This window comes from Winogradskyella sp. J14-2, from assembly GCF_001971725.1.
GTDB lineage: Bacteria > Bacteroidota > Bacteroidia > Flavobacteriales > Flavobacteriaceae > Winogradskyella.
Window position 1 is genome coordinate 315,364 of record NZ_CP019388.1, and the last position, 23,425, is coordinate 338,788.

Here is a 23,425-nt window from a genome sequence, read left to right on the forward strand (position 1 = left end):
CTTTAATATTTATTGTTTTGTATTGTTTCATCGATAAAATATGTTTTTTGTCGATTGTTAAAAAATAGTTAATTGATTTTATTGATTTAGTCATTGTATCATTTATTTTTAACAATTCTTAATAATAAAAATAGAGTTATGAGACTAAAATTACTTTTTGTGTTAGCGCTTTTTATGTCTTTCACATTTGCCCAACAAATCCCTAATGATATTAAACCTCCTAGTTGGTTTAAGAATAATTTAAAAACGGTTAAGCCTTATAAATTACCATCTTTTAATCTTAAGAAACTACAGGATGAAGACAAAATCAATGATAAAGATAAATCTAAGCCTTGGCGCTTTGGTCACGATATTTATGTAGATCATAATTTTAATGCTGTTGGTGAGTGGACAACTTTAGAGAACGGTGATCGTATTTGGAGAATGGCATATAAATCTGAAGGCGCATATACATTAAACTTTATGTTTGATGAATTTTGGATACCAGAGGGTGCAACACTTTATGTATACAATGACCAAAAAGATGATCTATTAAGACCATTTACGCACCACAACAACAATCCCGACGATGTATTGGGCACATGGATGGTTAATGGCGATCAGGCTTGGATAGAATATTACGAACCTGCAAATGTAGTTGGTCAGGCGAGACTTACTGTAGGTTCTGTAATACATGGTTACCGTACCGCAGAGACCTATCAAAAAGGACTTGGCGATTCGGGCGATTGCAATCAAGACGTAGATTGCGATATTACACCACCTTCAGATCCTTTTCAACTTAATACAAGGAAAGAGGAGGTAAAACGTGCTTCAGCCATGATTACAGTTGGAGGTGGAACTGGGATTTGCTCTGGTACTTTAATAAATAACACCAACAACGATGGTACTCCATATTTTATAACTGCCAATCATTGCGGCTTTAATCCAGGTTGGGCGTTCCGATTTAATTGGAGAAGTCCTAATCCCTCATGTAGTACTACAGCTAATAGTCCAAATGGTTCTTTCGACCAGACGGTTAGTGGTGCCATTTTAAGAGCAAATAGCTCTCAGTCTGACATGGCTTTGGTTGAAATTACAGATGCTAGTTTTTTTAACAACAATCCAGATGTGGTTTGGTCTGGATGGAACAGATCAACAACCTATAATCCTACCGTAAATTTTGGTATTCACCATCCAAGTGGTGATATTCAGAAAACCTGTAGAGAAGATGATGGAGCCTACAGACAAGTTGTTAATTTTGGTGGTAATCCAAATACACAAATGTGGTTTATAGATCAGTGGGAATTAGGAGTAACAGAACCAGGCTCGTCTGGCTCAGGACTTTTTAATGAAGTAGGGCATTTAATTGGTGTACTTTCTGGTGGTTCAGCAGCTTGTACTGGAACGTCCAATAATGGTGGAGTTGATTTTTATGGGCGTTTTGATGTGGCATGGAGCTTTGGTAGCACTGCGTCCTCAAGATTGAGCGATTGGCTAGATCCAGGAAATACTGGTGTACAGACCTTAGATATTTTTCCTGCGATTCAAATATTTGATAACGATGCATCTGTAAACGGTGGGCCAGGCTTAGAAGCTGAACTATGTGGTGCTGATTTTACTCCTCAAATAACTGTTGTAAACAGAGGAAACCTACCATTGACCTCAGCAATTATTACATATAGTTTTGATGCTGGAGCAGATACAGTTGTAAACTGGACAGGCTCTTTATTAACTGGTGAAGAGGCTGTAGTAGCAACACCAACTTATGGAAATTTATCAGTTGGAAACCATATTTTAAATATATCTGTGTCTAATCCAAATGGTGTGGCAGACGAGAATATGGCAAACGACAACTTTACTCACAGTTTTGATGTTTCTCCAGAATACTCAACCAACACAGTGATTTTTAATTTAACTACTGATGATTGGGCAGGTGAAACCTCTTGGGAATTGTTGGACAGCAACGGAACTATTGTAGCAGATGGTCCTAACACTCCTTATGTAGATTTTACTACGTATCAAGAGACGATAACCATCCCTACGTTTGACGAATGTTATGTGTTTACAATATTTGATTCTTATGGAGATGGTATTTGTTGTAGTTTTGGTAATGGTACCTATAATTTACAAGATGAGAACGGAAATATTATCATTACTGGTGGTGATTTTGGAAGCAGTGAGTCAGTACAATTTAATGCGCTAAACCCACTAAGTATTGATGAATATGGTTTAGAAAACAATATTTCGTTTTATCCCAACCCTGTTAATGATAACTTAAATATTACGGTAAAACAGACAACTGAAAACTTAAAATATGAAGTTTTCAATATGATGGGACAGGTAGTATCTAAAGGAGATTTAGCGCCTAATAATACTAGTGTTATAGATATGACAAGCTATCAATCTGGTGTTTATTTTGTAAAGTTGTCTACAGCAACTAGTGCATTTACTAAAAAGATAATGAAAAACTAGAGTTAATCTTTAAGCATAAAAAAGTCAGTTTCAAAAATGAAACTGACTTTTTTTTTTTGGAAAGTTTGATTGATTGTTTTTTACATCTTAATGTTCTCTAAGTCATCATCTAAACTGTGAGATGTATTAACAATTCTTGATAAGGCTTTCATAATTGATTTTATTTAATGATTGATGAATTACGTTATTATCTATAACGTCTTTTATTATTCCAAGTGTAACTTCTTGTTTCTGTTGTTGTACTTGTTAATTGATTGTTGTTTAATGTTCTCATGATTTATTGTTTTTTAATTGATTACACTAAATAGACGACTATAAAATAGTTTTGTTACAGTACTTTGCATAACATGGTAGCGGTTTAACATATTTTAACGTTTTATTATCTTTAGTGTATGAAAGTGAGCGTTTTATTATTGATATTATTTCTCAGTTTGCATAATTGCAAAACCCATAAAAAAGAGGATTGTTTTTCAAAATCCTTTGTTGTAACTGCTACTGCATACAATTCATTAGCATACCAAACAAATTCAAACCCTAGCATTACTGCTTTTGGTGATAGTCTTAAACCCAGTTTAAGATATATAGCCGTATCTAGAGATTTATTAGATTCTGGTCTGGTACATAACACTAAAGTAAAAATCGAAGGCTTTGATAGTCTCTTTACTGTTAAAGATAAAATGAATAGACGTTGGCGAAAACGTATAGATATTTACATGGGAAACGATGTGCGAAAAGCTAAAAAATGGGGCAAAAAAAAGGTAAACATTGCGTATTGCATCAAAGGCAATGACACATTGCTTTAATTTCGTTTCACCATAACTTCAGAAACTATAAAAGGATATGCTTTTTTTACAGCTTTAAATTCCTCATCAGTAATTTCACTAGGTGTTTTATTGAATTTATGTTTTATATATTGAGCTCTTAAGTCGTAATACGCTTTTGTAATTTCATCTTGTACAGAAATGAACAATTGATATTTTGTTAATGCATCATGACTCAACGAAATAACCGCTTTTTTAGGATGATCTGATGAAATTGACCGTTTTTCGCCAGCACAATAATCACAATCAGCCCCTCCATTATTATCAACAAATGCTTTTACAATGGTTTTTACATCTTTAAGCTGTACCACTTGGTCTTCAATAAAAATTTCTTGTTTCCCGTTAAGGCTAATACGTAGAATATTACGTTCATTAATATTATCCTTACAGTCTTTAATATTAGGGCAATCGCTTGGTAGTTGTCTTAAAATGCCTTTATCAGCAGAAATGGTCGTCGTTAACAAAAAGAAAATGAGTAACAAAAAAGCAATGTCTGCCATAGATCCTGCGTTGACCGTCGCAGAATGTCTTCGAAATGATTTCATAATGTAAATATTTAAAATGTTATTCTTTATTAATACACAATAACAGTACCAATATTGTTAAAGGTTATTAACAATTCATTCCAAAAACACCAACAATATGTTATTTTTGCGAAAATTAACGCTGGAGCAAATAACTTTATGTCTACAGACACCATTAAGGATAAAACATCAGAAAAACGACTTTACGATTATCAAATAAAAGATTTGTATCGCATTTTTGATGTTATGGCAGAAGAAGCAGATAATTTTAATTTGCTCTACCAATTACCTACAGGTGGTGGCAAAACTGTTATCTTTTCTGAGATTGTAAGACGATATATAGAAAAACACAACAAAAAAGTCGTGATTCTTACACATCGCATAGAGCTATGTAAGCAAACATCTAATGTACTTTCTGGGTTTAACGTTAAGAACAAGGTTATTAATAGTAAGGTTAAAACTTTACCAGATCAGGACGAATACCAGTGTTTTGTTGCTATGGTAGAGACCTTAAACAATCGGCTATCCGACAATGATTTTAAGCTAAAAAACGTTGGATTGGTTATCATTGATGAGGCGCATTACAACTCGTTTAGAAAGTTATTTAAATTTTTTGAGCACTGTTTTATTCTAGGAGTTACTGCCACGCCTCTAAGCAGCAATATAAAGCTACCAATGAAGGATAACTATGATAGACTTATTGTGGGAGATGATATTGCTACTTTAATAAGTAATGGATTTTTAGCTAGTGCAGAGGTATACCATTACGATGTTGGTTTAACATCATTAAAAATAGGCATTAATGGAGATTACACTGTTAAATCTTCAGAGGCTTTGTACACCAACTCTTTAATGCAAACTAAACTACTTTCTGCATACGAAGAATTAGCAAAAGGCAAGAAGACCTTAATTTTTAATAACGGGATTTACACCTCTAAAGAAGTCTATTACACTTTTAAAAAAGCTGGTTACAACGTACAACATTTAGATAATACCGCAAGTAAACAAGAACGAAAAGATATTTTAAAATGGTTTAAAAATACACCAGATGCGGTTTTAACATCTGTAAGTATTTTAACAACCGGTTTTGATGAACCCTCTGTAGAGTCTATAATTCTTAACAGAGCGACACGCTCGTTAACCTTATATTTTCAGATGATTGGCCGTGGCAGCCGTATTTACAAAGACAGAAAAACATTTCAAGTTATAGATTTAGGAAATAATGTTTCGCGCTTTGGGCCTTGGAGTCAACCTGTAGACTGGCAACACATTTTTAGATATCCAGATCTATATTTAGAGAATATCATTGATGACGAAGCTTTAGAACGTGATTTTGTCTACGTAATGCCAGACACATTAAAGGAGAAATTTAAAAACTCTAATAATTTAAATTTTGATGTTAGAGCCGAGTATAAAGATGTTATCAGTTTAGGTAAAAAATCTTTTACAGTTATAGAACGCTCTATAGAACAGCATTCTAAAATTTGTATTGAGAATAGCAGTGATGTTTATGATGCTAGAGACTTGGTTAAATTATTGCAAGACGAAATCGCATACCGCATAAAGCAATACTGTTACTGCATAATGAATAGTACTGATAATTATAAAGATTGGCTGTTTGAAGAGTACAACCGTAAATTGCGTATTAGCTTTAACGGTAAGTTTTAACTTTTTTTTGTAAGGAAATACATTTTTATACGTTTATTTTGGAGTAGGTACGGTTTTTGAACTATAAGGTTATAACTTAATTATTCATCTTTATTTTAGTGCGAATTACTAAATACATATTACTCTTGCTTTGTCTGCTTTTTGGCACATCGATTTATGCGCAAGTACCAGATAAAGAAAATAAAACTATTCGCATTCCTGCAGAACCATCCGAAACCAAAAAAGATTCGCTCCCTACCAAAATAAAAGTGGAACCAAAGCTCGATAAAAAAGATGATAAAACGAGCGGTAAAGAAGATGAAAAGAAGAAGTTTATTATAAAAAAATCTGACAAACCTTTTTCTATGATTGAAGAAGATGGATTAAAAAGTCCGTCTGAGATTTTTGAAAAACGTTGGAGTAAAGATTTAGAAAAAGGTGGTGTTATTAAAACAATGTCAGACCAGTTTTTAGGTGAGCATCGTGTAGACACTAAATTTGTAAATATTGTTTGTAGAGATCACCAATTTCCAGATGGAGACCGAGTAAGTATTTCTATTAATGGTGCCGTTATTAAGCAAAATTTAGTACTAACTAGTAGCTACAGAAGAGTAGAGGTAGATTTAATACAAGGTAAGAATACAATTGAAATAACAGCATTGAATCAAGGTGAGTCTGGTCCTAATACAGCTGAGTTTATTGTATACGACGATCAAGGCAAGCAAATCTCTTCTAAAGAATGGAATTTACTTACAGGTGTAAAAGCTATTATTGTTTTTAATAACGAAAAAACAGTAATTAAAGAAAAGACTGAAGAAGAAAAAGCTTTAGAAAAGAAAGAAACAGCTTCTAATAATTAATCCTTTCTATGGCACCAGGTTTAAGCATTCCTAGTTTATAATCGCCAATGCGAACTCTTACTAAGCGTAAAGTAGGAAAACCTATTTTTGCTGTCATTTTACGTACTTGTCTAAATTTTCCTTCTGTTAAAACTATTTTTAGCCAAGATGTTGGCCCATGCTTACTATCTCTAACAAAGCGCTTAGTTATGTGAGAAGTGTCTGTTAATAGTGTTGCATGGCAAGGTTTTGTTAGGTAGGGCTTACCACTAACAGAAATTTCTACACCTTTTTCTAATACTTTGATGTCATTTATTGTTAGTATACCATCAACCATAACATGGTACTCTTTTTCAATACCGAAACTAGTAATATAGTTGCTAAATTTTCCATCAGTTGTGAGTAGCAATAAGCCTTCAGACTTTTCATCTAATCTGCCAACAGCCATAATATTTTCAGGAAAATCAAATAATTCAGACAACAGCTTCTTATTCTTTCTTTTGTTTTGATTATTTACAAACTGACTAAGGTAACCGTAAGGTTTATAAATTTTAAAATAACTATTGCCTTTTATTACCACCATGTTACAAAACATTTTATGAGTTGATTATCGTTGTCCTTTAACCAACAAAGTGGCGATTGTTGTTTAGATATTAATATCCGTAAGATATTTTTGGCGTTGTTAAAACTCAGCCATTCAACATTCAATTTGGGTTCTACCAGCCAATCTAATTTATTCGGAATATAAAAGTGGTTATTCTTTAATATTTCAACATTATTAAAGTGTAAATAAAACCCAGCAATACACTTTTTATTTAATAGGTTAAAATCTATCTTCTTTTTGTTTAATGGTACAAATAATTGTGCTTTAAAGTTTACATACTGTTCAAAATTTTGATTCTCAAAACCCAGTTCTTTCAGTGCTAATTTAGTTTCTGTCTTATACAGTAATGGGAGTTGTTTCTGAATTAGTTTTTTAAGTTTTAGCGACAAACTATCAGTTCTGTTTGGCCCAATCCAATAATCTAAAGGGTTTAAGTATTCATTTGTATAATCATACAAATAAAATTTATAAGCAATCTCTAAGTGAATAGGAACCTCATTATTGAGCAATAAAAAATCAATCTCACCAATAGTTTGCTTATTGGTTATAATTTGAAGATTTTCAGCAATAAATTCTATTCCTTCAATTTGTTGTAATTGAAAAGCCGTAAAGCTCTCAACCCATTTGCCTAAGCGCATTTTTTTTTGATTACTTTTAACATTGTAATTGCGTTGCGTAGGTGCGATATTAAATTGAACGAGAGTATCTATAGCATCAGAATTCCATAATAGAGGAGTGTTTTGAAAACCAATAAACCTATCTGTAAAATCAAAATACGTTTTCAATATTTAATTCATTTAATAAATTTTATGCATACCAAAACTATTGAAAATAAGTATTATAAACGATAATAACTTTGACTTGTTCCTTTAGTACAAGGACAATTACTTGCGCTTTGTAAAAGATTAAGACCAATGGTTATAACGTGTGTACCAGAATTAAAACCAGATAGATCATTGAAGGTTAATTGGTAAGAATACGCAAAATAAAGTTTATTATGAAGTATGCCAGCCATAGGTCCTAGGTTTAATGGATCTAAAAACTGGTCATTTAAAAAACGGTAGGATGCACCAATCCAATAATAATCACCATCTCTATTAAATTTTCTGTACTTAAAGTTAATATCTGTTGCGGAACGATTATCACTATCAAAAAACTGAAAGAAAACAGAGGGTTCAAACTCAACATATTTATTGTGCTTTGGTGTAAAAACGTACCCAGAATACATCTGATAATTTAATAATAAGCGCGGCTCTATTCCTCCTGTAAATTCATCAATATCTTTAGATACGAGGTTATTGGCATTAAAACTAAAGTAAAATTTGTCCCATCGATAAAGTAAACCAGCATCAAAGTTATTGTTATTTATGGCTCTATCTCCATTTATTGCAGGATCTAAAATTGGGATTTCATACGTGGTATTAAAGTTTTCAATATCAATTCTAAAATTATTGATGTTATACGAGAGACCAAGCGATAAGTATTGCTTAGATTTCCAATCTAAAATTAAGTGATGTGCAAAAGATAACTTAAGCCCTTTTTGACGCGTATTACCATTTTTATCATTATAAGCCGAAACTCCAATTCCTGAACGATTAGAAATTCTAAAATCGGCATAAATAGATTGATTATCTGGAGCATCTTTAATACCAACCCATTGCGTCAATCCGTTAGCTCGTATCTTTAAATTATCACCAATACCAGCATAGGTTGGCGAAATTACAAAATCATTATCTGCTAAATATTGCGTCCAAACTGGTAAATTGAGTTCTTGGCTAAAGCTTTGAGCTACCGTTAGGAATAGTATGTATATTAAAATTCTTTTCATCTTAGTAGGTTTAGTTCATTAGAATAAGGGATTACCTGTATAGCGTAAAGTGGCCGACAAATTCTTTATTCACATTCGGGTCGTTAGTCTGTACAACAAACCAATAGTCACCAGTAGGTAATTCGTGACCATTGTATCTGCCATCCCAAACTTCACCAACTCTGTAGGTAGCTATTTTACGACCATAACGATCAAAAATATCGAAGGTTAGGTTAGGGTAGTTGTCTACACAACCTGGCGCCCAAGTATCATATTCTCCATCTCCATTTGGTGTAAACCAGTTTGGTATACATGGCCCAACAAATTCTAGTTCAATTTCAGCTTCAGCAGTACAGCCAGCACTATCGGTAACTGTTACGACATATACACCAGTTTCTGTTATAGCATAAACATTTGTACTTCCATAATTCTCATCATTCAAAGTAAAGGTGTAGTCTCCTGTGCCACCAGTAGCAGTTGCGATGATTTCATTAAGTTCACCTTCAGCTAAGGTTAAAGCAACAGGCTCATAACCTTCAATATCAAATAGTTCTGTTCTTTGTATACATCCATTAGTATGTCTTACGTCTATGTAATGTCCTGTGCCTACAGGTACATTTTCAAAAACATTGTTCAATTGATAGTCACCACCATCCAAAGAATAATCAAACTCTGATAATTCTTCATCAGACACGTCAAGTATTACGGTTACCATATTACTTTGTGCATTATTCTCGCAGGTATATTCTAAAGTAATTTCAGGATTAAAGACAATAGGCTCAGGGAAAGTGATGTTCCATTCAGATTCACAACCTTGAGCATCACGTACATAAACGATGTGGTCACCACCTTCAAGATTAGTAAAGTCGAATACGGTTTGTGTTGCATTTCCTGTGGTATAAGGACCTTCATAACTATCAAGACTTACACTGTATGGTAAATTACCACCATCAATTTCAATACTGAACTCGCCATCTGTATCGCCATCACATAACACAGGGAAAAAGGCGTCTGGTAATATGGTAATAACTACTGGTTCTGGATCTATAATGGTGAAGTCAAACGTTAAATAACAACCTAATTGATCTTGAACAATTAAGGTATACTCACCAGCAGAAAGATTTTCAAACGAATTCGTTTCAAAAAACTGATTTAATTGTGGTGAAATGGCATATTGAATAGTTCCTGTTCCACCAGTAGCAGAAACGATTACAGAGCCATTATTGTTTCCTGCACACGTAATATTGTTAACTTCTATAGTTGCGTCTAATGCCGTTGTAGGCTCAGTAATTGATATTGGAGCAGATGTTACTTCACAATCTCCACTTTCTACCATCACCACATAATCACCAGCTATAAGTTCTGTAAAATATCCAGGTGTATTTTGAGTCGCATTTATAGTTGCACCAGATGTATCTTGAAGCGTATAACTATAATCTCCTAATCCACCTTGAGCTGTGGCTAAAATTGATCCAGTATTGTCACCAGCACAATTAATAGTTGGATTAGAAGATTCTAGATTTATTACTAACTCAGGTAATGGATCAACGGTAATATCATTAGATACGTTAGAAACACAACCGTTGGCATCTCTCACGTAGTAGTTATACGTACCTTCTGGAACTGAGAACGTTGTAGAAGACGCAAAACTTCCTATAACTGTTGTAAAATCAACAGTACTACTATACTCGTATGGTCCTGTTCCACCTGAAGCACTAAGTGTTAATGTAGATTCGGTTAAACAGGTTTGTGTTGTTGTTCTTACTAAACTAACATCGAGTGGAGTAGGGTTTTCTATTTCAATTTCAAGGGACGTCATTTCACATTCAAAACCATCAGTAATGGTTACAGTGTAAGTTCCTGCGCCTAAATCGTTAAACACGTTAGACATTTGTGGGCCAGAAGAGCTTACAACAGGTGAAATAGTATTTAAAGTATATACATAGTTGCTACCTTGCCCACCAGAAACCATATCTACAGTTATACTTGCATTCTGATCACCAAAGCAATCTAAAACAGTCGTGCTTGGTGTAAACGTCGCTGTGATTGGATCTGGTAAACTTAGTGTTATCGTTTCTGAAGCAATACAACCTTCAGCATCTCTAACATTTACTGTATATGTTCCTGCTGATAAATTTTCGAATACATTATTTGAAGAAAAAGTAACAGTAGCATCACCTGTTAATTCATATTCATAATTGCCCCAACCACCATCTGCGATAGCTGTAATTGTACCCTCACTATCTGTACAGGTTACGTTTGAAGATTCAACCAGACTTAAAGTTAAAGCCTCTTGTGGAGAGGTTATAACTACACTAGCTGAATTAGAACAATAAGGAAAATCTGTTTGAGTGATTACAACATCAAAACTACCAGCTTCCATACCTGTTACCGTCAATGGGTTTGTAGCTGTGTTAGCATTTACAATACCTGTAACAGATGTACCAACACTATCAAATATTTCATAGGTATAAGCACCAGTAAAGTTTGTGATATTAATATCGAAGGCACCTGTATTATCACCAAAACATGTTACACTATCTGATGTTAATGTAAACTGTGGTAAAGTTGGCTCACTTACTGAAATTGTAGTTTCAGAAGTACAAGACAATACCGTATCCGTAATTGTAATTGTATAAATACCTGAAGGTACACCAATAAAGGTGTTACCAGATAAACTTACTGAAGCAGGACTAGGAGAAATACTATAAGCATAAGTACCAGAACCACCAGATCCTGTTACTGTAATTTCACCATCATCATTATTACAAGACGGCAATGTAGTAACATCTGCAACAACATCGATTGGTTCAGCAACATCAATAGTTACCAAATCAGAACAACCATTAGCATCTTGAATTTCTATAGTATGTGTACCTGCAAATACATTAGAGATTGTGAAAGGTGCAGACTGTGTTTGAAAAGCACCTCCATCTATACTAAAACTATATGGTGCAGTACTTGGTGTATCTAAATTGACTACGATTTCGTAATTACCATCTTGCAGCTCACAAGCGTTAGTTGCTGAAGCCGATATTTGAGGGGAATCATCCATATCTACAATGGTTGCAGGACTTGTTACAATACAGCCATAAGCATCTAAAACATGAATGTAATAGGTACCAGCATCAACATTAAACACACTTGAAGCATCCCAATCAGCATCAGTAGCTAGTGGAGCAGTAGCAGTAGTAGTGATTTGATATTGATATGGTGACGTTCCATTTTGCCCTATGGCACTAATAACACCAGAGTTTGGATTACAATTAGCATTTTGATCTACCGAAACAGTTAAATCTAAAGCCACTGGAGATTCAAGAATTTCGAATATTTGTGAAGCCGTTTCACAACCATTAAAAGAGCCTGAACCATTTTCTGTAAAGACTAAGTAATATTGACCAGGTGATAATGTTCCTGGGTTTGGAGTTGTAACCGTTTCAGGAGTACCAAATGTTACCGAAATAGTGTTTGGTCCATCTACCAATTGATTATCAAACGCTGAATAGATTGCATAATCAACAGAAGCTGTTGTGCTATCAAAATTATCTATTGTAAATGTTACACTTCCATCAGCTGCTCCAAGACATGTAACATTGTTTGGAGCCACGGTAGAAGTTAGGGTAGAAGCAGGGTCAATTGCAAAATCAGCAGATTTTACAAAGTAACAATCCGTCACTAAATCATGAACAACAAAGGTGTAAACCACACCAGGAATTAAGTTGGTGAAGGTTCTTGTATCTCCACCTGGAGTGTCTGGTGGTAAATAGCTTGTTGTATATGGAATAGTGTTGAACTCTAAAATACCAAACTCATAACTACCACTACCTACAGCAGATACAGCAGTAACTTCAGCAGTACCACCTGTTGTACAATCTGGAACAGAAATATTAACATTAATAATTAAATCTGATGGAGGAGAAGCCATAGTTATTTGTTGCGACAAACTACAACCATTAGCATCTACAACATTAATAGTATAGTTTCCATAGTTAATAATATTAAACGTATGATCCTCGTTTGAAGTCGCATTATATGGGTTGCCAGGAATGACATCTCCAAAATTGTTAGAAATAAAATAAGTAAATGGCGCAGTACCACCAGCAACATTTTCAACGGTAATAGAACCTAAAGAAGACCCTCCAGGATTATTACATGTAATATCTACTTTACTTAAATCGAAAGTGATGGCATCTGGCTCAGAAAGTGTTATGGTTTCAGTTGTAGCACACGAGTTAGCATCTGTTATAGTGATGGTATAGGTACCAGCAGTTAAACCAGAGGTCTGTGTGCCATAATCAGTTCCTGTAGTGTCATTATTGACATTTATAGTAAATGGAGGAGTACCAACAGTAGTATCTATGGTAATGTCTATAGATCCATTTGCATCTCCATTACAAAGTATCGGTTGGCTTTCAACAACTGCACTAAAAGCAGGAGGCGAAATAGGATTTACTGTTATAATTCCAGATTCAGCAGTACAACCATTAGCATCAGTTACCTGAAACTGATATGTACCTGCTGTAGAAGTATTATAAGTAAAAGTTGAAGGAGTACTTCCTAAAGCACTATAAGGTGCTCCATTTATAGAAACTTCATAAGTGTAAGGAGCAGTACCTGTAATGGTTCCTGTTAACTCAGCATCAGGAGTTGCAGTACAATCTAATGTTTCAGCAAGTACAACATTTATAGTTGGACTTGGTATAGGATCTATAGTATAAGATTCGCTATATGTACAATCGTTTTCATCTCGTACCTGAAAAGTATAAGTGTTTGGTGCAAGACCAGTAAATACATTTGAAGTTTGATACGCTGTAGCAGCAGAAGCTGGTGCTATAATTTGATATTCTAAAGTACCATTTCCACCAACAACGTTAGATATAGCAACATCGCTAGTTAATGTAGGACACGTTACAGGAGTATTTGTAAAATCCATATCAGTTGGTGGATTTAACGCGTCGATTGTAATAGTGTTTGTAACAGCTGTACAAATATTAGTATCTCTAATAGTGATGGTATAAGTGCCTTGCGTTAAGCCTGTGAATACATTACTGGTTTGAAAATTAACACCATCTATACTGTATTCGTATGGTGGATTTCCACCAGATACATTTGTAACAGTTATCTCTCCTGTACCATTACAAGTAAAAGGTGCCGATAATTCTGCCGTTCCAGAAATAGCTGTATTTTCAATAATAGTTACAGTTTGAGGATCAGTAGTACAAACCGAAGGACCTGATGTGTATTGTAAAACAACATCGTAGTTTCCTGCCACTAATCCTGTAAATAATGATGCGTTAGAGAATGTAGTTCCGCCATCAATACTATACGCAATAGCATTTCCGTTTGGATTTGTAACATTGATCGTAATTGTACCTGTATCTCCTGTACCACCACATAAAATATCTGTTGATGCTACATTAAATTCTGGTGCAGGAATATCATCTACCGAAATTGTAGTTGTTGCCGTACAGTTGTTAGAGTCCATTACCAAAATATCAAAAGTACCAGCAGAAGTCACTACAATTTCTGGTACAGTTTGAAAATCTGTAGAACCGTTAATAAAGTAGAAGTAAGGTGGTGTTCCACCTTCAGGATAAATGGTTATTTCACCTTCAGTACAAGTTAACGGTACTGTTACGGCTGCTGTTACCGTTAATAAAGGTGGCTCAACAATAGTTACATCTTCGGTGTGTAAACAACCATTTTCAGTTTCTACAGTTGCTGTATAAGTTCCTGGATTAAGATTTTCAAATAAATAAGAGTTTTCCATTATTGGACCAACAGTATTAACTATGGTTCCATTTTCACTGAGCGTGAAGGTATATTGAGGGTCTACATCATTTGCTGCTAACTGAATACTCCCTAATTCGCCAAAACATAATGGTTGTGTCACTGTAGAAGTGACCGTAAAATCTCGCTCTCTAATTAACACATCAGGAACTGAGAAAATACAAGGATTGGTTGGCACACCAATCTGTCTTACATAAACTTGATAAATTCCAGGTGTAGTTACTGTAAATACATTACTAGTTTGATAGTTTGTGCCATCGATACTAAACTCATAGCCAGAAGGCACATCATTAACCGTAATGCTTCCGTTTGTAGTACAAATAATATCTGTTGATACTACTGTTGGCACTAATAAATTTTGATATACGTTAAAATAGAACTGATTAAAACATCCGCCAGGATAATTGATGGTTAATCGGAATTGACCAGCAGTATTAGCTAAAAAGTCAGCACCTGTAGCCACTTCATTCCAAGTACAACCAGGATCTTCATTAGCACAATCAGGATCGGAAACCGCAGCACAACTAGATTCATCCAATTGTTCCCAGATAATAGAGATTGAATCAGATATATTGGTTTCAATAAATCTTGAATCATCAGCACCACATAGGAAAATATTCGGTAATAACTTACCGTCATTAGGGCAAGTCACAACTTCATCTGCATAAGGAATTATCGGATTTTCAATATCACCACCAAAAAGTTCAACTTCATAAATTTGCTCAATAGATTGACAAGGAGCAACAGCAGTGTTGAATGAATAATAAGTTCCGGTAGCATCTACATTAATGGTTTGTGTATTTCCAATCACAGGAGTGCCTGTAGGACTTGTAGACCATGCATAAGAATCATAGCCATTGGCTGCTGTAAGTTCAACGGTATCGCCACAAAGAATAATTTCTTCAACAAATTCGCAATCTAAATCTGCTAAGAAATTAGTTGCTTGAGGAGACAATAGACAACCTGTATTACTGTTTAAACTTGGATCATCTGTAATTTGAAATGTTGGATTATAGAATCCATTATATGTGGCAAAAGCCTGATTATTTATAATGTTAGAACAGGCATCTGCTAAATCTCCACAACTACTTACAACTTCAACTTCAATTCTAATTTCGTATCGAGGATCATTTTCTTCTACAAGAGAATTATCAATATCAAAAACCAATTCTCGAGTTACAGGATCGTAACTTGCAACTGTTACACCAGGCGGAAGAATTAAGTCTGTTGGGTGATTATAAATAATATTAATCGGTAAAACATCTCGAATCTGAAAATTGGTAGCATTGTCATTACCTACATTCTGAAAACCAATAACATAATTCAACTGAGCACCAAGATCAACGAGTTGGCCACCAATATCATTGCCAGCATCATCCTCAACAAGTTTTGTAAGTACAATATCTGGTTCAATAATTTCAACAGCAAAAGCAAAGAAATACGGAAAATAGGTATCACCACTTGTTTCTAATCGAATAGTACCAGAAGTAGCGTCATTGGCTATTACCGAGTTTCCTGGATTAGGAATGGCAATAGTACCTGTATCAAAACCAAGTGTATTTGTACTATTAGGAACACGGTTTGTCACCGGAGTGGCATCTAATCTTGTTACCGAACTGTTGAAAAAATTAGCCACAGGACGATCTGCAGTAGATAAACTAACACCATTTAATCGTAATCTATCACCTAAGATAGGGCTATCACCTTCTAGCGTAGCAAACGCAAAATTAGCTCGTACTGGCGCAGGAGCAGGAACTGTTCTGAATCCACTTACAGGAATGTCCAAGTTTGGATTGCCACCAGGAACACTAATTGCACTAAAACCATCAAAACTAGTAATGGATTTACCCGGAAGCGTAGGATCTTCATACACAATAAATAAAGACCAACCAGCAGATTGACCTGTACCGTTATATGGATTAAAGTTTGCTGTTTCACCAACTCCAGATGACACGTTTGCAACGGTGTAAGTACCTAGGTCTGCACCAGATCCAAAGCTGGTTACAAAATTGGTGACATCTGCAAAACAGGCATATGAAAAACTATCGCCACCATCTATGGTTGTACCGTTGGCATCAAATATTATAGTTCCTGTTACATCTGTATATGCTCCTGTTGGTCCTTTAAGTTTAACTTCAGTGATTGGCTCGTTTCCAGGATTTACGGCTCCCCAATATAAGCCGGCATATATAATTTGGTAACAATTAGGATTCGGAATTTCTAAATCTGCGCTCGATGAGCTAAAGGTTGAAGGATCACTATCAATATCTATATATTGCATATTGACATTGTGGTTGTAGACAGCTCCGTCATTAAACGGATCATTGTTTGGACCCAGAATATTATTCCCAATTAATACAATGTCTCCTTTTAAATCCTGATTAAATCTTGGTGTGAATGGCACATAATTTTGTGCATAATTCACCATACCAAAGCATAGTAATATTATAATTATTAATGCTCTTGAAAAAGTAGGTTTTTTCATGATACTTGGTTTTAATTCCTTATAAATACTTGGGGCAAAGTACCTATGAAGAATGGCTTAACTTATTAATTTTCAATTTTTATGAGGGACATTTTTTCATTGTATGGTTTATTTCCTTTGTCTTCCATAGCCTTATTGGCAGCACTTATACTATCAAACTTACTGTAGTAAATGTAGTATTTACTCGTGTTGACATCGTAGAAGAAATCTACATTAGCGCGACCCGAAGCTATTACTTTAGTTAAAAAATCGTTTCTCTTATTTATATCACTATGTACAGCAATGATTAGGTAGTAACCACTTTCTGTGTTTTTAACATTCTTTAAAATCTGAATATTTTCGCTTTGCGCTTCTCCAAAGTCAAAATCATCAGAAGTATATGGTGTTTCTGCAGGTTTTGTTGTACGTTTTATATTTTGAAGCATCGTTCTATCTTGCGCATATCTATCCTGGTCATTATCATAGGCGGCACGCTTAATTCGTCTTCTTTTTTCAAACTCTGTTGCTTCTTTAATAATTTCTAATCTATTGTTGAGTTGAATTCTTAACGTTTTGGCTTCGGCTTGTTTAAGTTTTAAATCTTCTATTTTCTTTCTATAGAATAGATTGACTTCATCAAGCTTTGTTGTTTTATAACGTTCTTCATAAAGTGAATTTAAAGAATCTATTTTCTCAGTTTGAGATTTAATGACTTCATCTAAATCAGACTTTATAGCATTAAGTTTGTTGTTTTCAGCGGTTACACTTTTAAATGGTTTTGGCTTAACAGCTATTCCTTGGTCACTTAAATCATTTTCTTCTTTTAAATCCTGTAAATCTTCGTCTTTTATATTAACAATCTTTTCAAATTCTTGAAGAAGTTTATTTTGCTGTTCACTAGATGATTCAGCATCTTTAGTCAGCGAAGCAATAGTTTTACCTATGTCATCTTTTGGATTTTCTACTAATTCCTCTTTTGCATTCGCTTCTTCCTTAGCTTGTTGCTCAGCTAGTAACCTAGCTTTTTCAGCAGCTTCTTCACGCGTTTTCTGTTCCGCTAACTGTTGTGCCTTAGCTCTTGTTTCAGCTTCCTCTTTAGCCTTTTGCTCTGCCAGTAACTTTGCTTTAGCGTCGGCCTCTTCCTGCGCTTTTCTTTCGGCTTCTTCTTTGGCTTGTTTCTCAGCTAACAATCTTGCTTTTTCAGCAGCTTCTTCACGAGCTTTCTGTTCCGCTAGTTGTTGTGCTCGAGCTTTGGCTTCGGCTTCCTCTTTGGCTTTTTGTTCTGCCAGTAGTTTTGCTTTAGCATCAGCTTCTTCCTGTGCTTTTCTTTCGGCTTCTTCATTGGCTTGTTGCTGGGCCAGTAATCTAGCGTTTTCAACAGCTTTTTCACGCGCTTTCTGTTCCGCTAATTGTTTTGCTTGTTCTTTAGAACGTTCTTCAGCCAGTTTCTTTTCACGTTTATAAATTTCTTCTCTAACTTTTTGTTCTTCCACTAACTTTGCTTTAGCTTCAGCCTCCTTTTGTGCTTTTCTTTCAGCTTCTTCACGAGCTATTTTTGCTTTAGCCTCACGTTCAGCTTTTTCTTCTGCAAGTTGTTTTGCCTTTGCTTTAGCTTCTGCAATGGCATTAGCCTCAGCATCTTTCTTGACTTTTTCTTCAGTTTCTCTGTCTAATTTGGTTTGCGCTCTACGCTCAGCAGCACGTTCTCTTATACCTGCCAATTCTTCATCAGAGGCTTGCACTGTAGGTTTATTTCGTTTTTTAGTAAACAACCCACTAACTTCTTCGTCGCCATTATAGTCTAACTTCTTTCTGGTAATAAATCTGTATGCCAAAGTAACCTCATGTGAGGATCCAAACTCCACTAACTCACCAATAGACTTTTCAATATTATACTCTAGGGCGATGTTTTTTGTAACATTGAGACCTATTCCACCAGATACACCATAGCGATTATTATATCCTACCTGCAACCAAATACCTTTAGGGACATTTATCATTGCTAATCCAGATATGATGGTTTCGTCATTTCTAAATTCAGACATCAAGATTGCAGAGAACTTGGTGTCCTTAAAGAAGCCGCGACCATCAAAAAAGCCTGTGTGCATTGCATGGGCTTTTATACTTTGTTTAGGATCTTCTTCTATAAGTGAAGACGTTTCAAAATTATATAATACCAGATTGTTAATGGATACACCAAAATCTAAAAACTCTGTTCCGTAGTTAATACCTGGATTTACAGTTAGTAAAAAGTTTTCAGGAACATTCTGTAACGATGGGTCGTCGAAATTTACTACAATATTAGATGTGTTAACTCCACTTTTATAGGCAGCCGAATTAAGACCAAAAGTTAAATTACTATTGGTATTTAATTTAACGTTGTAAGCAAAGTTTAAAAGACCACCAAAAGTGGTTAAAACACCATAGTTTTGTTGAAATGCAGCAACACCAGCACCAATATTTTCAGCAAAACGACCTGAGAAACTTCCTAAGAACATTTCTGGAGCATTATCAAACTGAACCCACTGTCTTTTATTATTAAAACTAATGTATTTGTTTTGCTCTCTAACAAACGTAAAGGTAGGGTTGATGTTGTAACGGTTAAAAACCAAAGAGTTTCTTATTGGTAAATCAAAAGAAACAACTCCGTCATCTTGTTGCGAAAATGCCATCTGAATGGTAAGGGGCAATATAAATAGTATCAATAGATGTGCTTTCATGCTACTTTACTATGGTTATTGATCCTTTTTTTACATTACCTTCTACAGGTGTTATAATGTAGTAGAACACTTGATTAACACTTGTAAGGTTTAAATTATCTTGTGGCCAATTATTTTGATAATCTAATGTTTGAAAAACGACTCTGCCTTGTTCGTTTAGTATTATTACCTCCGTATTTGTTCCAGTTGTATATTCTAGTGGAATAACCCAAGTATCATTAATAAAATCTCCATTAGGGCTTATAACATTTGGGATATTTGATACATCTGGAAAAGGCTCAACACCTCGTTCTATAACAAAATCGTAAGTTCTGGAACCATTACAACCTACGGTTTCAGTAATTATTACACTGTAGTTTCCTATCTCTGAAGCTTCGTATGTATTTTCAGTTGCTTCTGTGATAACTTCATCGTTTAAATACCATGTAAATTCTGGACTAACTGCATCTGTTGTAATTTCAATAGTTAAGGTTTCGTCCTCTAGAATTTGATTAACGTCCTCTACATTTATTGCACTATTAAAAAGCTCACTAACTAAGTCTATACTGCCAAATGCTGAGCAATCACCCAAATCTACCTGAACTGAAAACGTACCAGACTCGTTAGTTTGGTACATTTGATTTGTAGCATTTGCTATTTCAACACCATCTTTAAACCATTGGTAACTATTGCCACCAACTGTACTTAATGTTGTAAGTCCTTGTTCTGGACAATACGGGTTTCCTAAACTCGATGCTATGGTAACATCGGCTTCGCCAGATGTACTAACCTCGCTTATTGTTACTCTGTTTGAAAATGAGTTAGATGTACATGTCCCATAATTTGTTTCTACAAAGTAAGTTCCTTCTTCATCAACCAATAGCGAAGATCCTTCTGCCACAAAAACTGAGGTCGTTGGACCAGTTTCCTTAAACCAATTGAATGTTAAAGAAGGATAATTGAGAGGGGAATCATTATTAGCTGTGCCAGGATTGTCAATGGTTAACAAGTAATTTCCACCCGTACAATAAGCACCAGTTGAAACTAAATTATTTATTGTAAAAGGTGAATCTTGAAGCTTATAATACGCAGCAAAAGGCACAGAAGGTGTACTCGTTGCAACAGGAGAACTACTTTTAACTCTAATTCTATAATTTTCGCCAGAAGTAGTTTGAGGAATTGAAAAGTCTATTGTTGCAGGTGATGTAGTGACCGATCCTGTTGAAGACGTATAAATAACTTCTGCGTTAGAGAAGCTTCCATCTGCATCAGATAGCTCAACAGAGAACTGATTTGAAGGATTTAGAGCAGACGCTGGTGAAAATACAAATGTAACGCTATAGGTATTAAAAGCATCACTAGCACATGCTTGGGTAAAGCCTAAATTAGGCTGACCAATGACCAACTGTGCCTCAACTTGTTTTAATGAAAGCAGAGATACAACTAGGCAGAACGATATAAGCAACTTATTTAGTTTAGTAGTTTGAGGCATATGCTTATTGTAATTTTTATTCTATAGGCTTTACGGTATTAAGATGGGTTAATCTATAATCTCCTTTTTATAGTATTAATCGTCATCATCGTCGTCATCTATAAAATCATTTGAGGCAATGATTCTGTTAACTTGTAATCTAAAATCAGGATTTCGTGTATCAGAGGCTGCAATAAAAGTTTCTTTATCGGACCCTTTTGCGTAAAGATTGTTAAAGGCTCTACTGCCATACCAACTTTCTAAGTCATCATTATTGGTATATCCTTTTCTGTATATATTTCCTTTACAGTTATTAAAGTAGGTTTTAGTAAACTGAATTTTTTCAAGGTTTTCGTTATTAAGTTTTATGTGATCATCTAAAATAACAGCAGGATAGAAACCAGAAATTACACTCTTGTTAATGGCAAAAGATGCATCGGCACCTATGTATATAGCTTCTTGCACAAGACCAACTTGTATATCTGATTTTATGTTATCAGAAACATTGACTAGTGTCAGGTTTTCGGCATTGACAAATGTTTGACGCTTAGAAGTATCTGATTCTTCTTTGTTATCATAAGATTTTATAACCATACATCTCGATCCGTTTGCACTAGATACGTAAGGCGATCTTATGGCTAATGAGTTTATTAATTGGCATTGTGTACCATAATTAAATTCATAATCATTGATTTTTGAACGATATGATACTAATTTCTCTAAAATTGCAGAGCCACCAAGAATGCTAAATGAGTTACCAGCACAATAGCTTACCATAACATTTTCAATAACGGTTTTGTTTCCTATACCTGCTAGTGTTAATGCATTAAAATAGCCAAATCTTTTGGTTCTTTTACCGGCAAACTCTATCCTAACATATTTTAACTCTCCAGAATTACTTTCTGCATTATTACCTCCGTAAGCAATATGCTCTGTAGACGCAGGTTTTAGTCCATAATTAAGTGAGGCTAATTGTCCGTAGGTATTTAGAGGTGCATCTCCTAAAATAAAAATACCGCCCCAGTCACCAGCTTTTTTACTGCCTCTACTCGAAGTAAAAACTATAGGATCTGTCTGAGTTCCTTTTGCAATTAGCTTAGCACCTTTAGTTATAATCAATGACGCCTTAGAATCAAAATCACCAAGAATTTTGGTGCCTGGCTCAATGGTTAGTGTAGCACTATCGGTTACAAATACATCACCTAAAAGAAGGTAAGTATCTCTTTTTAATAATTTAGTATCTTTAGTAATCTTGCCACTTAAAATCTGTGTAGGCTCACCATATTCAGATTGGCTAGGCTTAAACTCTGTCCATGTGTTTAACCAGTTATCGTAGCCAATTATTCCTTTTTCCTGCTGTGCAAAAGAGTTGCTTAACACTAATAGAAAAATAAGCGCGGTTTGAAATAAATTTTTCATAGTAGTTAAATTTGATAATTTGGGTTTTAAAATAGTTTTTCAACTAATTGCATCAAACATATGAATTAATCCTATGAAATACAAGAAATTATCGTTGAAATACTTATTTTAAATACTGTATTAGTATTTTTCTTACAAATATGACATTTTGTACGTTAAAATGTATAAAATATTAAATCACTGAATATCAATAAATTATTTTTTGGCAGATACCAAATAAAAAACCTCGCAAAACTGCGAGGTTAAAAACATAAAATTGATTTTAGACTAATCCTCTTTGAAATCGTTATAGGTATGTAAAGCTTTTAAAGTAGATTCATAAAACAAAATCGCTGCAATAAGATCATTGGTGTCTGAATAGGGTAGGATTTTGGTCTGAAATTCTACAGTGCTTTCAAAATAATCATCTGAAGCTTCTTTATTATCTTCTAAGGCCTTTTTGTTCTCCTTTGTCTCAGGAATACCTAAGGATTTCATGGTTACACCAGGTTTTGTAGCAAAGGCAATATTTGGAAGAATATTCACAATAACTTCTATACGTTCTATATATAATGTTAATAATTCACCCTTAGACATATCATCTAATTGCTCTCTACTATGGTATTTAGATATATTTACCTTGCCACTTATTATACTTTGTGAATCATCTCCCTTTTTAGTATCCGATTTTTGGGCGTTGCCTAAACCTATTATAAGGAACAACAGGGCACTAAATAAAGTAAGTTTTGTTTTCATATTTATAGTTTTGATTTGGACTAACACTGACAAATCTATATAAAATAATCACAAAAACAACTAATTTTACGCATTTTTCTTGGAAAAATTTTAACACTTTAAGTGTAAATTTCATAGATAAACTACGTAAATAGTAGATTAAATGCGTATTTTA

13 protein-coding genes are annotated in these 23,425 nt (G+C 34.5%); 4 read left to right on the top strand and 9 right to left on the bottom strand.

The features are described 5' to 3' along the window. Positions 1–138 precede the first annotated feature (138 nt). Both BWZ20_RS01555 and BWZ20_RS01560 read left to right on the top strand, forming a co-directional pair. A complete protein-coding gene (locus tag BWZ20_RS01555) occupies positions 139–2,451 on the top strand; it encodes a T9SS type A sorting domain-containing protein (RefSeq protein WP_076615329.1) in 2,313 nt (770 codons plus the stop codon). 413 nt (positions 2,452–2,864) lie between these two features. After that, positions 2,865–3,254 (top strand): 3D domain-containing protein, encoded by a 390-nt coding sequence (locus tag BWZ20_RS01560; protein ID WP_410529705.1) that lies wholly within the window; start codon positions 2,865–2,867, stop codon positions 3,252–3,254. Here BWZ20_RS01560 and BWZ20_RS01565 read toward each other — a convergent pair. Beyond that, entirely contained in the window at positions 3,251–3,817 is a 567-nt protein-coding gene (locus BWZ20_RS01565) for a biopolymer transporter ExbD (protein WP_076615334.1), read from the bottom strand. The two genes, BWZ20_RS01560 and BWZ20_RS01565, sit on opposite strands and share 4 nt — an antisense overlap. 138 nt (positions 3,818–3,955) lie before the next feature. On the opposite strand from BWZ20_RS01565, the gene BWZ20_RS01570 reads away from it, so the two are divergent. Both BWZ20_RS01570 and BWZ20_RS01575 read left to right on the top strand, forming a co-directional pair. Beyond that, positions 3,956–5,464, top strand: coding sequence for a DEAD/DEAH box helicase (locus tag BWZ20_RS01570; RefSeq protein WP_076621221.1), 1,509 nt, complete (start codon positions 3,956–3,958; stop codon positions 5,462–5,464). A gap of 98 nt (positions 5,465–5,562) precedes the next feature. Further along, positions 5,563–6,303, top strand: coding sequence for a hypothetical protein (locus BWZ20_RS01575; RefSeq protein WP_157358296.1), 741 nt, complete (start codon positions 5,563–5,565; stop codon positions 6,301–6,303). On the opposite strand, the gene BWZ20_RS01580 is transcribed toward BWZ20_RS01575, so the two are convergent. The 8 genes from BWZ20_RS01580 to BWZ20_RS01615 form a co-directional block, all read right to left on the bottom strand. Continuing rightward, positions 6,293–6,865: a pseudouridine synthase gene (locus tag BWZ20_RS01580; RefSeq protein ID WP_076621222.1), complete on the bottom strand. Its 573-nt coding sequence runs from the start codon at positions 6,863–6,865 to the stop codon at positions 6,293–6,295. The genes BWZ20_RS01575 and BWZ20_RS01580 overlap by 11 nt on opposite strands. Then, positions 6,856–7,671: a DUF1853 family protein gene (locus BWZ20_RS01585; protein ID WP_083677133.1), complete on the bottom strand. Its 816-nt coding sequence runs from the start codon at positions 7,669–7,671 to the stop codon at positions 6,856–6,858. The genes BWZ20_RS01580 and BWZ20_RS01585 overlap by 10 nt, the downstream gene beginning before the upstream one ends. Before the next feature lie 53 nt (positions 7,672–7,724). Then, positions 7,725–8,714, bottom strand: coding sequence for a type IX secretion system membrane protein PorP/SprF (locus BWZ20_RS01590; protein WP_076615343.1), 990 nt, complete (start codon positions 8,712–8,714; stop codon positions 7,725–7,727). A gap of 31 nt (positions 8,715–8,745) precedes the next feature. Beyond that, positions 8,746–16,968 carry a T9SS type B sorting domain-containing protein gene (locus tag BWZ20_RS01595; RefSeq protein WP_076615346.1) on the bottom strand — a complete coding sequence of 2,741 codons (8,223 nt, stop codon included), beginning with the start codon at positions 16,966–16,968 and terminating at the stop codon, positions 8,746–8,748. 65 nt (positions 16,969–17,033) lie between these two features. After that, positions 17,034–19,619 (bottom strand): PorP/SprF family type IX secretion system membrane protein, encoded by a 2,586-nt coding sequence (locus tag BWZ20_RS01600; RefSeq protein WP_232217128.1) that lies wholly within the window; start codon positions 19,617–19,619, stop codon positions 17,034–17,036. Between the two features lie 49 nt (positions 19,620–19,668). Continuing rightward, positions 19,669–21,138: a gliding motility-associated C-terminal domain-containing protein gene (locus BWZ20_RS01605; protein WP_076615351.1), complete on the bottom strand. Its 1,470-nt coding sequence runs from the start codon at positions 21,136–21,138 to the stop codon at positions 19,669–19,671. 75 nt (positions 21,139–21,213) lie between these two features. Beyond that, on the bottom strand, positions 21,214–22,536 hold the full coding sequence (locus BWZ20_RS01610) for a hypothetical protein (RefSeq protein ID WP_076615353.1): 1,323 nt from the start codon (positions 22,534–22,536) through the stop codon (positions 21,214–21,216). A gap of 267 nt (positions 22,537–22,803) precedes the next feature. Further along, the gene (locus BWZ20_RS01615; protein WP_076615355.1) at positions 22,804–23,271 is read right to left on the bottom strand and encodes a hypothetical protein; all 468 of its coding nucleotides are present in this window, start codon (positions 23,269–23,271) and stop codon (positions 22,804–22,806) included. Positions 23,272–23,425 lie beyond the last annotated feature (154 nt).

Bases quoted from the DNA above. Each gene is read 5' to 3' on its own strand.
- BWZ20_RS01555 (WP_076615329.1), top strand. From the start codon at position 139: ATGAGACTAAAATTACTTTTTGTGTTAGCGCTTTTTATGTCTTTCACA.
- BWZ20_RS01565 (WP_076615334.1), bottom strand. From the start codon at position 3,817: ATGAAATCATTTCGAAGACATTCTGCGACGGTCAACGCAGGATCTATG.
- BWZ20_RS01570 (WP_076621221.1), top strand. From the start codon at position 3,956: ATGTCTACAGACACCATTAAGGATAAAACATCAGAAAAACGACTTTAC.
- BWZ20_RS01580 (WP_076621222.1), bottom strand. From the start codon at position 6,865: ATGGTGGTAATAAAAGGCAATAGTTATTTTAAAATTTATAAACCTTAC.
- BWZ20_RS01590 (WP_076615343.1), bottom strand. From the start codon at position 8,714: ATGAAAAGAATTTTAATATACATACTATTCCTAACGGTAGCTCAAAGC.
- BWZ20_RS01595 (WP_076615346.1), bottom strand. From the start codon at position 16,968: ATGAAAAAACCTACTTTTTCAAGAGCATTAATAATTATAATATTACTA.
- BWZ20_RS01600 (WP_232217128.1), bottom strand. From the start codon at position 19,619: ATGGCATTTTCGCAACAAGATGACGGAGTTGTTTCTTTTGATTTACCA.
- BWZ20_RS01605 (WP_076615351.1), bottom strand. From the start codon at position 21,138: ATGCCTCAAACTACTAAACTAAATAAGTTGCTTATATCGTTCTGCCTA.
- BWZ20_RS01610 (WP_076615353.1), bottom strand. From the start codon at position 22,536: ATGAAAAATTTATTTCAAACCGCGCTTATTTTTCTATTAGTGTTAAGC.
- BWZ20_RS01615 (WP_076615355.1), bottom strand. From the start codon at position 23,271: ATGAAAACAAAACTTACTTTATTTAGTGCCCTGTTGTTCCTTATAATA.